Below are 12,706 nucleotides of genomic sequence, written 5' to 3'. Positions count from 1 at the left end.
AGTCTAGGAAGGACGAGCATCGGAGCGGAGCGAATTTGACATTCGTGAGCACCGAAGCGCAGAACTGACAAAGAATGCGAGGGTTTGTCTACACGCTGAAGCCTGCAGATCTTCTGCAGGCTTCTTTCTATAGCTGAGGCAGATCCCATACCTTTTCAAGCATGAGATCGTCTAGACTTTTAAAGGAATATCCTTGTTTTTTCAGAGCGGTGATGGCATCATCCAGCGCTTCGGCATTGTCTCTTGAGACGGTATGAAGTAAGTAAATGGCACCTGGGTGCGCCTGCTTCATCATTTGATCATAAGCATACTGTTTTCCTTTTTGATGATGGATATGCCAGTCGACAAACGCTACTGACCAGAAAACCGTTTGGTAGCCGAGCTGTTTTGTTTCTTTTAGTACCCTTTCACTGAACACACCGCGCGGCGGACGAAGATAGAGGTTATCCTGTTTTCCTGTGATTTTGTACACAGCTTCATTGACACGATCCAGCTCTTCTTTGATTTCCTTTGTACTCTTTGTTGTTAAATCTGGATGATGATAGGAATGGTTGCCAATGATATGACCTTCTTCTGCCATACGTTTGACAAGCCCCGGCTGGTCCTTTACAAAGTGACCTGTCACAAAAAAGGTGCCTGGCACTTGATGTTTTTTCAGCACGTCTAAGATCTTGGGCGTGTACCCATTTTCATAGCCATTGTCGAAAGTAAAATAAATCTCTTTCTTTTTCGTGTTGCCTAAATAGAACGCATCATACTTTTTTAAGAGTGCCGTCAATTCTTTGCCCGCATCCGGCGGCCTGTGCTCTTTACTTTTCGCAAATCCCCAGTGGATGGGCTTATTAGACACGGCTCCTGCTTCTGAAAGAGGCATGGAAACAAAAAGCGCACATAAACAGATCAGCATGAATTTTTTCATTTACGTCACTTCCCGGTTTTTCTTCTATTGTGCAGAATAAGACCGAGACTCATACACCGATTCACCTGCCAATTTAAAGAAAAAAGCCCGCACTGCGCGAGCTATTCTTCCTTCCAATCATTTTTAAACCGTTCATATTTCGCTTCCAGGTCGTCAATCATCTGAATCAGTCTGTCTATATCCTCAACGTCTGTTGATTCAGGATCTAATGAATCAATCACATTCATAAACATATCTAATCGGTTCTTTAAATAATCAACCTGCTGCTCTTTGCTGTCTGCTGCCTTACCCATCGATACACTCCCTTTAGCATTTGTTTATAGCTTATCTTTTTTTCCCTTGTAAATCAATTGTGTCCCCCCTTGCGTATAACCGTGATGAGGCTTAAAATTAACTGTTGGCGGGTCTACGTTTGCCCGAATGAAAAGGAGATAGATACCATGAACCAAAAAACAGCACTTCGTCCGATCACACCTGCATACGACCCTTGGGAAGCCTATCTCGATGTGCAGGATTACGGAGAAATGAAGCTGACAAATATTGAATTTACGACAACAACATTGTGTAACATGAGATGCGAGCATTGTGCGGTCGGTTATACCTTACAGCCTAAAGACCCGAATGCACTGCCGATTGATTTACTGCTTCGCCGTTTAGATGAAGTTCCGCTCCTGCGTTCACTTAGTATTACAGGCGGAGAGCCCATGCTTTCTCTTAAATCTGTACGGGAATATGTCGTCCCTTTATTAAAGTATGCCCATGAACGCGGCGTGCGTACACAAATCAATTCAAACTTAACCCTTGATTTGGCGCGATATGAAGAAATTATCCCTTACTTAGATGTCCTTCACATTTCACATAACTGGGGCACTGTCGAAGAGTTTGCAACGGTCGGTTTTGCCATGATGGATCGAAAACCAACCTTTGAACAGCGTGAGAAATTATTTAACCGCATGATTGAAAATAGTCAGGCACTTGTCAAAGCGGGCGTAACCGTATCCGCTGAAACCATGCTGAATAAGCGCACGCTTCCATATATCGAACACATCCACCGGCAAATCGTCGAGGAAATGAAATGCCAGCGCCACGAAGTTCACCCGATGTATCCAAGTGATTTCGCCAGCGCTCTTGAATCATTGACGCTTCCGCAAATGCGGAATGCGATTCATCAGCTGCTTGATATTCGTGATCAAAACACCTGGATGCTGTTTGGCACCCTACCGTTTTATTCATGCAGCACAGATGAAGAAGACCAGCGACTCCTCAACCGATTGCGCCAAGAGAAAAATGTCACGGTACGAAATGACCCTGATGGACGCTCACGGTTGAATGTGAATATTTTTGATGGGAATATTATTGTGACAGACTTTGGCGATACACCGCCGCTTGGAAACATTGCAACTGATACATTGCAATCAGCCTATACACGCTGGATGGACACGAAATTAGCAAAAGAACTAAATTGTCATTGCCCAAGCGTGCAGTGCCTCGGTCCGAATGTTTTAGTGAAAAACAGCTATTATCAAGATGTTGATTTTACTTCTCGTACAGCCAGGGGGTAACCGATAGATGGACGATACATTTCTGACAGTGGTCAAAAACAAATACATTGAAATTCTCCTTGTTGGACTCATTCTTTGGCTTGCTGTCTTTATGATTAACAAAGCGCTTCAAATTTTCTTTAAACGAACTGAGTTTATAGAGGACAAAAAGAAGAAAACGATCGAGAGCTTGGTCAAATCGGTCACGCAATACACCGCTTCGATTTGCTTTGTGCTATATGTCATTTCTCTTTTCTTTCATGACTTTGGGAAAATTCTTGCGGGTGCTGGTGTCGCTGGGATCGTCATCGGTTTTGGCGCTCAGACGCTGATTCGTGATATTTTAGCAGGCGTTTTTCTCATCTATGAACGCCAGATTCATAAAGGGGATTATGTGACGGTGAATAACCTCTTTAATGGAACCATTGAAGAGATTGGTCTCCGCTCTCTTCAAATTAGAGAATGGAGCGGCAAGCTGTTAACCATTTCTAACGGAGATATCCGGCAAATCCAAAACTATAACATGCACTACATGCGGATTACGGAATCTGTGTTAATTAGTGCGAATCAAAACCCTGATATCGCCTTCCAAGCACTTGAATCAGCATGCGACAATTTAAATCAAATGCATCATGATTTCCTTAAAAAAGATGAATTCCAAAACGCCATTGAACCCTTTCAGGTTCATGGAATTATGGGTCTGAATAAGCTGAATCGCGGGATTGAAATCACAGTAAAGGGAATGGTCGAAGACGAAAAATACTTCGACGCCGCCCTCGCTGTGCGAAAAGAAATGATCAAACAACTTCATCAGCATGATGTCAAATTGCTTGAGGATCTCGCTTATCCCCAGCCTGCAAAATAACCTCATTTATGATGGGGTTATTTTTTTATTTGTTTTTTGTTAACTAGTTAATTATAATGTTATTTAGTTAATCAGTTAACAAAAGAGAGGATGTATGAAATGACAAAAACAGAAGCAATTTCTTTCATCAAGGAGATGTATCAAGAGGTGTTAACCAAGTTCGATGTAAAAAAGGTGGAGACTTATTTTTCACCTGACTATCAGCAAGTGACCGATGGGAAGGTTTCCACGCTTGATGAATTTAAAAAGCATCTATCCACATTAAAAGAAATGACAACACAGCTTGATATCCCCACCTTTCATGATGTGTTATTTGATGAAGAAACGCAGCAGGCGTGTTTTCGTTACACGGTACATGTTGACCTCACAAGCGGAGACGGGGGTTTAATAGATGTCACAGCTCTTTTCACCTTATTAGATGGCAGGATTATCCGATGTGACGAGCTGACTCGGGCTCACGAAAAACATGAAATGCTTGAAACGCTTGGGCACATCTGCTAACAATTTTCTTCACTTCAGCCCTCTAACTTCTATCCTCTTGACTGATTCATGTATAATAGATAGCAGAATGATTTCATGCAGCATGGGGACCCTCATACTGTGTATTTTCTAAGTGAAAGAGAGTGAATAAGATGGGTCGTAAGTGGAACAACATTAAAGAAAAGAAAGCATCAAAGGATGCCAGTACAAGTCGTATTTACGCAAAATTCGGGCGTGAAATCTATGTGGCTGCCAAACAAGGTGAGCCAAACCCAGAATCAAACCAAGCACTTCGTTTTGTCCTAGAACGTGCAAAAACATATAGTGTCCCAAAACACATTGTGGACCGTGCCATTGAAAAAGCCAAAGGCGGTGCGGAAGAGAACTTCGATGAGCTGCGCTACGAAGGATTTGGTCCAAACGGATCCATGGTGATCGTTGATGCCCTCACCAATAACGTGAACCGTACAGCTTCAGATGTTCGAGCAGCATTTGGGAAAAACGGTGGAAACATGGGCGTAAGCGGCTCTGTTGCCTACATGTTTGACGAAACAGCTGTCATCGGTGTCGAAGGAAAAAGTGAAGAAGAAACGTTTGAGCTTTTAATGGACGCTGACGTTGATGTACGTGACATCATGGAAGAAGATGAAACGGTGATTGTGTACGCTGAACCAGATCAATTCCATCAAGTACAAGAAGCATTCAAACAAGCCGGCGTAGAAGAATTCACTGTCGCTGAAATCACAATGCTCCCACAAAACGAAGTGACATTAGATGATGAATCAAAAGCACAATTTGAAAAGCTGATCGATGTATTAGAAGAGCTTGAAGACGTGCAGCAGGTTTATCATAATGTGGATTTAGGGGAATAAAAAACTTAAGCCATAGTAGTCGTTAGGTTCATTCAACTTCTACTATGGCTTTTTTTATTTTCTTTAAAAATCATGGATAAAGCGTTAATGTCTCTCCTATTGATAAGGAGATTAATTCATCCCTTGAAACCCAAACGTCAAGTGATCCTGAACAGGAATCCAAGCGCCGATTCCTTGTGAGGTCACGTTTTTTACGACGAGTTTTCGTTTATTTCCTTTTAGCACAAGGTACACTTCTCCGTATGTGACCTTACCTTTTTCGTTAATCGCTGGTGCATAGGCATGAAGCGATGCTGCTTTTTTCGGAGAGACGTGATATGACTGATCTCGTTTTGTTCCTGCACCAATCACGGTGTCAAAAGCGAGGGGCAGCTTTGTTTTTTGAATCGCTTTTTGCATCATCAATGTTTTCACATCTTCTGGGTTCGGCACTTTTGCTGTGAGCCCGCCGCTTACTTTCACTTGCTGCTTTTGAACGTATTTTCCAATGGCTGTTTTGTTGCCGCCTCTGTTATCAATGTGGTTCGTATTCACTTTTTTGTATTCCCAGTTGGCGACCGTTTCGTTTGAATCGTAGCTCAGCGCCCATCTCCCGAGGAAAATGGTCGCACGGTATCCAACCGCTAACGGCGTCCCTGAAATGCTGGATTCATTCAGCATTTTAATCAAAAGAGTATTCTCAATCGGTACACTTGTTGTTTTGAACAATTCAGCCGTCAGCTCGCTCGGCTGGAGCAGCGGCTGATCCTGTGACGCGTTTGGATACGTATTCTCCTTGGAGATACTGGCGACAGAGGATGGCACTTTAAATGGCTTTGCTGCCTCTGCTGGAAAGCTGTATAGAAAACTTAAGGATAAGAGAACAACAAACATGATGCGTAGCATCTTTTTCATATCATCACTCTTTCTCATTCATTTTTCCATAGTATTTTCCGCAAAGACGTCCCTTATCCACAAAAGATTATAAAAGGAAAAATCCAATCGCCATAATAAAATAGGCAGCGAGTAATGTGGCGCCTTCAAACCAGTTTGTATCCCCATCATTTGATAAAATCACCGTGAGCAGCACAGAGGATGCCATCGCAATGAGCTCTGGCAAGGAGAAAATGAGCGGCATCTGCTTGTCGAAAAATAGCGAGCTGATGACAAGAATCGGCGCGACCATCATGGCAACCTGAAGCGTGGAGCCAAAGGCGATTTCTACTGCGACATCCATTTTGTTTTTATACGCCATGATGACAGCTGAGGCATGTTCTGCTGCGTTGCCGACGATGGCTACAATAATGACCCCGATAAACAGCTCGCTCCAGCCAAACTGTTCTCCCACCGTATCAAATGTATGAACGAGGCGCTCTGAAATGTACGCTACTGCGATCGTCGAAAGCAGCAAAATGACAGTGGCAAACTTTCCAGACCATTCAGGTGTTTCTTCTTCCGTCTCCGCTTCACCTTGCATGCCCTCCTGCTTGGCAACATAGACTCCGCGGTGGCTGACCAGTTTGAAATAGAGCGCCGCAACATAAAGCAAAATCATCACAATGCTGATCCCAATGCTTAAAACAAACTGTTTATTCTCTGCCATCTCCATTGAAAACACTTCTGGAATGACAAACGCTACAATGATGGCAAACATGAGCAAGCCAGAGTTGTGCCTTGCATCATGGACATTGAACACTTGGCGCTTATATTTTAATCCGCCAACAAAAAAAGACAGCCCCGCCACAAGCAGTAAATTTCCAATGACTGATCCAGTTAATGAAGCAAGTACGATGGCCGTCAGTCCTTGCTTTAAGGCAAAAAACGATATGATTAATTCAACTGCATTTCCGAATGTGGCGTTTAAAAGTCCGCCAATTCTAGGTCCCGCAATGATGGCAAGACTTTCTGTGGCTCTTCCCATAAAACTAGCAAGGCCAATAATGGCGATACAATAAACGGCAAACATGATGACCTGCGGGAAATGAAGAAAACTGCCAATCACCGATAGCGGAACACCGATTGCGACAATCACAAGAAATAAACGATTCATACAGCCATTCTCCTTTACATATGTCTGACTGTTATTCTTTCGTGAGTGCCGGCATCGTATACATTTTAGATTCGCGCGTGTGAGAAGGTGATATCAATACTCCCTTTCACGGACTGCACCATAGAGCAATGCTTCAATGCAAGGGTGATCACTTTATCGATTTGTTCATCAGATGTTTTGATGTCTTCAAATAAGATATGTAAATGAATGCAGGAAATGTTGTTTACAGCTCCTGCCCTTGTCGTTTCAGGTGTGATCGTCAGCCCTTTATAGGATATTCGCTTTTTATGGCATACATGAGTGAGCATTTCTCCAAAGCAGCCTGCAATGGCTGAGGTGAACAACTGTGATGGGCGGTACCCCGTTTCTTCTTTTCCTGAAATATGCAGCTGCCCGTCTTCAATATGTGCGATCCAATGATCCTTTTCGTATGTCAGCTTCATTCCTTTTCCACCTTTCTATTGAAACCCCTATGGTTACATTGTACGATGAAAGCATGAACTTGTAAGGAGCATCTTATGTCGAGAATTCACTTTATGATTTTAATTTTACTTGTATCCGTATCTGGTTTTTCACAGGGTGCATTACTCCCTGTTATTTCCATTATCTTTGAACATGCCGGGACTTCTCCTACGTTAAACGGCCTGCATGCCACAGGCTTATATCTCGGTGTGCTGCTTGCGTCTCCTTTTATGGAAGCACCGCTTCGCCGGTTTGGATTTAAGCCGTTAATCGTCATTGGAGGCGCCGCTGTCTTTTTAAGCTTGTTTAGCTTTGTGTTTTTTGAATCTTATGTCGTCTGGTTCTTCCTCCGGCTCATGATCGGGATTGGTGACCATATGCTGCATTTCTCTACACAGACATGGGTGACCTATGCGTCATCATCAAGAAATCGCGGACGAAATATTTCATTGTATGGATTATCGTTTGGACTCGGTTTTGCCGCCGGCCCTTTTTTAACGCCGCTCATTGAGATCAATCCATCTTTGCCTTTTATTGTTTCTGGTGCCGTTAGTTTATGTATTTGGCTGCTTGTTTTTGTTTTAAAAAATACATATCCAGATACGGGCGAAGTGCAAACGTCAGAGCAGACAAACAGTTTGAAGCGCTTTAAAAAGGCCTTTCAATTTGGCTGGGTCGCCTTTATGATGCCATTTTGCTATGGCTTTTTAGAAACGACGCTTAATAGTAACTTCCCTGTGTATGCACTCAGAAGCGGTGTGACAGTAGATGCGGTTGCGTTTATTTTACCTGCGTTTGCCATAGGGAGCATTGTCTTTCAGCTTCCTCTTGGGATGCTCAGTGACCGGTTTGGCAGGCGCCGCATCATTTTATGTGTGACACTCGCTGGATCATTCTTTTTCCTTTTGGCAGGGATTTTCATTCAATCCGTTTTGGCTGTTGCCATCTGTTTCTTTATTGCCGGAATGGCTGTAGGCTCTACCTTCTCACTTGGCATCAGTTATATGACCGACTTATTGCCAAAGCATCTGCTTCCCGCCGGGAATTTGATGTGCGGGATGGCGTTTAGTGCAGGCAGTATTCTCGGACCGGTACTAGGAGGATTCTTTGTGCAAACGTTTGAAGGAATGAATTTACTTTACCTTGTCAGCATCGTGATATTATTTGTGTTTTGCTGCGTTCGATTTGGGAGAACGACGGCAGTGCTGGAGAGTCAATAAAATGGAGGGTCAATCGTTGTTTACATATCACATCACAAATGAGCCCGACTTTGGCATCTCTACATTTAGATGATGCGGACACACTATTTAGTCTTATTCAAAAGAATAAGGTCCATTTAGGGGAGTGGCTGCCTTGGGTTCATCACTGCAAAAGCATAGAAGCTGTCAAAACGTTTATTCAATCAACTCAAACCACCTACAATGAACAAAAAGGGTTGGAAGCTGGCATTCAGCTGAACGAGCAATTAATCGGTGTGTTCCGTCTGACATTTAATCAACAATTAGGCAATATCGGTTATTGGATTGATGAAGACGCGCAAGGACAGGGCATTGTGACAACCATCGTCAAATCTATGACAGATATCTTTGCTCCTAAAGTCGATGGATTTGAAATTTTTTGTCCTGCTGGCCATGTCAGGAGTGAACGTGTAGCGATAAACGCAGGATTTCAGCATGATCCTCACTACCAGTCAAAACCTGATACAGCTTTTATCCTTAAGCGATATATACGATTGTCGAAATAAAAACTCCCCTGCACCTATGCAGAGGAGTTTTTTCATTTAATGATAACCATTTTGCCCGTTTGCACTGCCGCTTGTTTTGTGCTTTGGCTGATGGCCTTTGTTTTGTTTCGTGTTGCTTCCGCCTTTTTTCGATTGTTTGGACATATGTGATTCCCCCATCCATCAAGATTGAACATGTTCGTTCTTCTTTAGGATGCCCGAATTTCTTCACACCTTGCCTGGTACGATTTTACGCTTATGTAAAAGCGCATTGAGCTCGCCGCCCAGGATAATCATGATGCCGGTTAAATAAAACCAGATCATCAAAATAATGATTCCCCCAATACTTCCGTACATCGCGCTGTAATTAGCAAACTCGCCTACGTAAAATGAGAACAGCATGCTCACTAAGATCCATCCAATTGACGCAAAAATGGCGCCTGGCAGAACAAATTTCAATTTCAGCCTGATGTTTGGGGCGAAATAGTACAAGGATGTAAACACAATCAATAAAATCAGCGGGCTAATGATCCATCTCATGGCCGTCCAAACGGTGAGAAAGGCATCTGACTGCCCGACTAATTCAGCGAGAAATAAGCCAAGTTCTTTTCCAAAGACAGGCAGCATTAAGGCAAAAATAATCGTGAGAACCATTGCGATGGTTAAGATGATTGATGTTAAACGTACGAGAATGAAGGAACGATTTTCCTCAACTTCGTAAGCATGGTTAAATGCTCTGACGACGGCATTAATCCCGTTAGATGCAGACCAAAGAGCGGCAATAATCCCGAATGACAGCAATCCGCCGTTACGGCTGTTCAGTGTCTCTTCGGCAATGGATTCAATCATGGAAAGCGCTCCTTCTGGCGCATAACCAGAAATGACGCTTAGGACATCCTTCGACGTCAGCGGCAAATATCCAACGAGCGTCAGCACGAAGATGAGAAACGGAAATAATGAAAGCAAAAAGAAGTAAGCAAGCTCAGCAGATTTTGCCAGTCCTTCATGCAGCAAAAAGCGTTCAATTAACGCTTTAATAAAACCCATACGCCTCATCTCCAATGATCAATCTTTCTATTTCGATCGAAAGTGATCCTTTGTTTCTTCAATAATCTCTAATACTTTTGGGGTTGTTTCCTTTAACTGATTGACTTGTTCATTTAAAAATGACAAATCATCTGAGACTGTTCGCATCAGCTGCTTCGTTTCTTCCATTTTTTCTTTCATGCAAGCAGAAATTCTGGCTGGCTCCTGACGGTATTCCGCCAGCTTTTCCTGACAGTCATCCCATTTGTCTTTGAGCGCGATTCTCGTTGGCCGATGAAATAATGTCAGCAGTGCGCCGCAAGCTGCTCCTATCACAGCTCCTCGAAGCATGATTTGATTTTTTTCTTCCATCTCGTCTGATCTCCTTTCAGTTAAAGGTGTTTCTCTTTTTTTACATACGTCAAAAAACGATCAATTCCTTTTTCAATTAAATCATGTACTTCCTCAAAGTTTCCAGTGTAATAAGGGTCTGGCACATCATCTCGATCGTCGTCTTCAACAAAGTCAAGAAGACGGCCAATAAAGTGATGTTTCCCATAGCCGGCTATACTGCGAAGTGCTCCTACATTTTCAGCATCCATCGCAATGATATAGTCGTATGCTGTGATGTCCTCATCTATGATTTGTCTTGCGGACATCCCTTCATAGCTGATTCCTTTTTCATCAAGCAGCTTTCGTGTTCCTTCATGCGGAGGACTGCCTTGATGCCAGCCGCCAATGCCTGCTGAATCAATGACAAAGTGCTCGCTTAGCCCCTCATCTTCTACTCGTTTTCTAAACATGGCCTCTGCCATCGGTGATCTGCAAATATTGCCAAGACATACGAATAATACATGAATCATCCTTCATTCTCCTCCTATCTTTTCCCTAAGACTCCCTTTTGAAAACCTTGACTTTATCATATCAAGTCCTTTTTCTTTTGGAAACTTTGCAAGAAAAGCTCTCATCGCCATTGACAAAATACACAAAAACAGGAGAAACTTTAGGAGAATTACACAAACAAAGGGGGATATTAGATGGGAATAATTGAGCAGTTTGTCACGACGATGAACAATTTTTTGTGGGGGCCTCCCCTGTTGATTTTAATTGTTGGTACTGGAATATACCTCACCTTTCGCGTTCTCTTCATTCAAATTAGATTACTTCCTTATTCTTTAAAGCTCGCTTTTTCAAAACAAGACAAAATATCAGAAGGAGATATTTCTCATTTCCAAGCGTTAATGACGGCTCTTGCTGCAACTGTCGGTACAGGGAATATCGTCGGTGTGGCCTCCGCTGTTATAGCCGGTGGTCCTGGTGCAGTTTTCTGGATGTGGTTTGCTGCATTTTTCGGGATGGCCACCAAGTTTGCAGAAGCTGTTCTTGCTGTAAAATACAGGGTCAAAAACGAAAAAGGCGAAATGTCTGGTGGACCTATGTATTATTTAGAGCATGGATTAAAACAGAAATGGCTAGGTGTGCTATTTGCTATTTTCGGCGCCAGTGCTGCCTTTGGGATCGGCAACCTGGTCCAGTCTAATTCCATCTCAGGCGTCATGAATTCTACTTTTCAAATTCCAACATGGGTAACAGGTATCATCATTACGGCTTTTACAGCACTTGTGATTTTAGGCGGAATCAAAAGCATTGGCCGGGTCACATCTATCTTTGTACCCGTCATGGCTTTATTTTACGTCATTTGCGGTCTGATCATTCTTGTTATGAATGCTGATCTTGTTCCAGGCGCAGTCAGTCTTATTTTCTCAGATGCCTTTACTGGTCAAGCCGTAGCAGGGGGTGCAATTGGGACTGTCATTCGCTGGGGTGTCGCACGAGGAGTTTTTTCCAATGAAGCAGGTCTTGGGTCAGCACCAATTGCTGCTGCAGCTGCGAAAACGGATATGCCTGCCCGCCAGGCTCTCGTCTCTATGACTCAAGTGTTTATTGATACCATCATTGTTTGTTCTATCACTGGCATTACCATTGTCATGGCAGATATGTATTTAACAGTGAAAAGCGATGCGCTGACTTCGTTATCCTTTGCTCACTTCCTCGGTCCAGCTGGCTCAACCATTGTGGCAATCGGACTGCTCTTGTTTGCCTATTCAACCATCATTGGCTGGTCCTATTATGGAGAGAAATGCTTTACATATTTGGCGAAGGATTCGTACGTCATGTATTATCGCATCGTCTTTGTGATGGCTGTCTTTTTTGGTGCCGTGTTTAAGAATGACTTCGTATGGGGCGTAGCAGATATGCTGAATGGTCTGATGGCCATTCCAAACTTAATTGGCCTTATTGGTTTATCGGGCGTTGTCGTATTTGAATCAAAACGAATCATTGAAAAAATTAAACAGGAGAAAAAAGAGAAAAACATCTCGGTGTCGTCTTAATAGCCCTTTTATTCTTTTGCATTTCTGTTAAAATAGACATATTATTCAACACATATGCAGGAAAGGACGTGCCGCCCTTGTCAGAGCAAAAAGCGGCTGAAGTCAATCAGCTGATTGAAGACATTTCGCAAAAGTTAAATATGCTGAACATTGGAGTCATCAAAGCCGAGGACTTCAGTCCAGACAAGTACGAAGATATTGAATTTCTACACCAAATGGTGATGAAAAAATCTTCATTCAGCCCAAGTGAAATGCAAGCCATCGCAAGCGAGCTAAAAAACTTAAGAAAATAATCGTGCAAAGGAAACTGAATTGCGGTTTACGCCGCTTTCTTCCATCCATGCACAGAAAAAGCCAGCACCCCGCAAGGTGCTGGCTCAGCTTGTAGACAAAGTC

At 43.0% G+C, this 12,706-nt stretch carries 16 protein-coding genes; 8 read left to right on the top strand and 8 right to left on the bottom strand.

Features of this window, described 5'->3' with window-relative positions; translation table 11 throughout:
* Nucleotides 1-127: 127 nt before the first annotated feature.
* Both pdaA and AWT60_RS18400 read right to left on the bottom strand, forming a co-directional pair.
* Complete coding sequence (gene pdaA, locus AWT60_RS18405; protein ID WP_025093504.1) at nucleotides 128-919, bottom strand: delta-lactam-biosynthetic de-N-acetylase; 792 nt, start codon at nucleotides 917-919, stop codon at nucleotides 128-130.
* 101 nt (nucleotides 920-1,020) lie between these two features.
* A complete protein-coding gene (locus tag AWT60_RS18400) occupies nucleotides 1,021-1,212 on the bottom strand; it encodes an SE1561 family protein (RefSeq protein WP_012009274.1) in 192 nt (63 codons plus the stop codon).
* A gap of 147 nt (nucleotides 1,213-1,359) precedes the next feature.
* Between AWT60_RS18400 and yfkAB the strand changes: the two genes are divergently transcribed.
* The 4 genes from yfkAB to AWT60_RS18380 all read left to right on the top strand — a co-directional run bounded on the left by yfkAB (nucleotide 1,360) and on the right by AWT60_RS18380 (nucleotide 4,677).
* Nucleotides 1,360-2,481: a radical SAM/CxCxxxxC motif protein YfkAB gene (gene yfkAB, locus AWT60_RS18395; RefSeq protein ID WP_218677601.1), complete on the top strand. Its 1,122-nt coding sequence runs from the start codon at nucleotides 1,360-1,362 to the stop codon at nucleotides 2,479-2,481.
* Nucleotides 2,482-2,488: 7 nt separating this feature from the next.
* The gene (locus AWT60_RS18390; protein ID WP_041106319.1) at nucleotides 2,489-3,325 is read left to right on the top strand and encodes a mechanosensitive ion channel family protein; all 837 of its coding nucleotides are present in this window, start codon (nucleotides 2,489-2,491) and stop codon (nucleotides 3,323-3,325) included.
* A 99-nt stretch (nucleotides 3,326-3,424) separates the two neighbouring features.
* A complete protein-coding gene (locus AWT60_RS18385; protein ID WP_041106317.1) occupies nucleotides 3,425-3,826 on the top strand; it encodes a nuclear transport factor 2 family protein in 402 nt (133 codons plus the stop codon).
* Between the two features lie 131 nt (nucleotides 3,827-3,957).
* The gene (locus AWT60_RS18380) at nucleotides 3,958-4,677 is read left to right on the top strand and encodes a YebC/PmpR family DNA-binding transcriptional regulator (RefSeq protein WP_218677600.1); all 720 of its coding nucleotides are present in this window, start codon (nucleotides 3,958-3,960) and stop codon (nucleotides 4,675-4,677) included.
* Between the two features lie 111 nt (nucleotides 4,678-4,788).
* Here AWT60_RS18380 and AWT60_RS18375 read toward each other — a convergent pair whose 3' ends face one another.
* The 3 genes from AWT60_RS18375 to AWT60_RS18365 all read right to left on the bottom strand — a co-directional run bounded on the left by AWT60_RS18375 (nucleotide 4,789) and on the right by AWT60_RS18365 (nucleotide 7,149).
* Complete coding sequence (locus AWT60_RS18375; protein ID WP_218677599.1) at nucleotides 4,789-5,571, bottom strand: YfkD family protein; 783 nt, start codon at nucleotides 5,569-5,571, stop codon at nucleotides 4,789-4,791.
* Between the two features lie 67 nt (nucleotides 5,572-5,638).
* The gene (gene cax, locus AWT60_RS18370) at nucleotides 5,639-6,706 is read right to left on the bottom strand and encodes a calcium/proton exchanger (RefSeq protein WP_163115614.1); all 1,068 of its coding nucleotides are present in this window, start codon (nucleotides 6,704-6,706) and stop codon (nucleotides 5,639-5,641) included.
* Between the two features lie 65 nt (nucleotides 6,707-6,771).
* Nucleotides 6,772-7,149, bottom strand: a complete 378-nt coding sequence (locus tag AWT60_RS18365) for an OsmC family protein (protein ID WP_218677598.1) — start codon at nucleotides 7,147-7,149, stop codon at nucleotides 6,772-6,774.
* Nucleotides 7,150-7,224: 75 nt separating this feature from the next.
* Here AWT60_RS18365 and AWT60_RS18360 point away from each other — a divergent pair, with 75 nt between their 5' ends.
* Together AWT60_RS18360 and AWT60_RS18355 are read left to right on the top strand one after the other, a co-directional pair.
* Nucleotides 7,225-8,388, top strand: coding sequence for an MFS transporter (locus tag AWT60_RS18360; RefSeq protein ID WP_218677597.1), 1,164 nt, complete (start codon nucleotides 7,225-7,227; stop codon nucleotides 8,386-8,388).
* A gap of 50 nt (nucleotides 8,389-8,438) precedes the next feature.
* The gene (locus tag AWT60_RS18355; protein WP_256928570.1) at nucleotides 8,439-8,912 is read left to right on the top strand and encodes a GNAT family N-acetyltransferase; all 474 of its coding nucleotides are present in this window, start codon (nucleotides 8,439-8,441) and stop codon (nucleotides 8,910-8,912) included.
* 207 nt (nucleotides 8,913-9,119) lie between these two features.
* Here the strand turns inward: AWT60_RS18355 and AWT60_RS18350 are convergent, their stop codons facing one another.
* The 3 genes from AWT60_RS18350 to AWT60_RS18340 are packed head-to-tail and all read right to left on the bottom strand — an operon-like array spanning nucleotide 9,120 to nucleotide 10,780.
* Nucleotides 9,120-9,938, bottom strand: coding sequence for a YihY/virulence factor BrkB family protein (locus AWT60_RS18350; protein ID WP_218677596.1), 819 nt, complete (start codon nucleotides 9,936-9,938; stop codon nucleotides 9,120-9,122).
* 27 nt (nucleotides 9,939-9,965) lie between these two features.
* Entirely contained in the window at nucleotides 9,966-10,289 is a 324-nt protein-coding gene (locus AWT60_RS18345; protein ID WP_041106306.1) for a YtxH domain-containing protein, read from the bottom strand.
* Nucleotides 10,290-10,309: 20 nt separating this feature from the next.
* Nucleotides 10,310-10,780, bottom strand: coding sequence for a low molecular weight protein-tyrosine-phosphatase (locus AWT60_RS18340; RefSeq protein WP_024425273.1), 471 nt, complete (start codon nucleotides 10,778-10,780; stop codon nucleotides 10,310-10,312).
* 174 nt (nucleotides 10,781-10,954) lie between these two features.
* Here AWT60_RS18340 and AWT60_RS18335 point away from each other — a divergent pair, with 174 nt between their 5' ends.
* Together AWT60_RS18335 and AWT60_RS18330 are read left to right on the top strand one after the other, a co-directional pair.
* Nucleotides 10,955-12,310, top strand: a complete 1,356-nt coding sequence (locus AWT60_RS18335) for an alanine/glycine:cation symporter family protein (RefSeq protein ID WP_076839109.1) — start codon at nucleotides 10,955-10,957, stop codon at nucleotides 12,308-12,310.
* A gap of 77 nt (nucleotides 12,311-12,387) precedes the next feature.
* Nucleotides 12,388-12,603, top strand: a complete 216-nt coding sequence (locus AWT60_RS18330) for a DUF1128 domain-containing protein (protein WP_003214000.1) — start codon at nucleotides 12,388-12,390, stop codon at nucleotides 12,601-12,603.
* Nucleotides 12,604-12,706: the final 103 nt, after the last annotated feature.

It is taken from the genome of Bacillus sp. F2HM (assembly GCF_019266135.1).
Taxonomy (GTDB): domain Bacteria; phylum Bacillota; class Bacilli; order Bacillales; family Bacillaceae; genus Bacillus; species Bacillus safensis.
The sequence above is the reverse complement of the archived record's forward strand: the minus strand, read 5'-3'. Positions and strand labels throughout refer to the sequence as shown.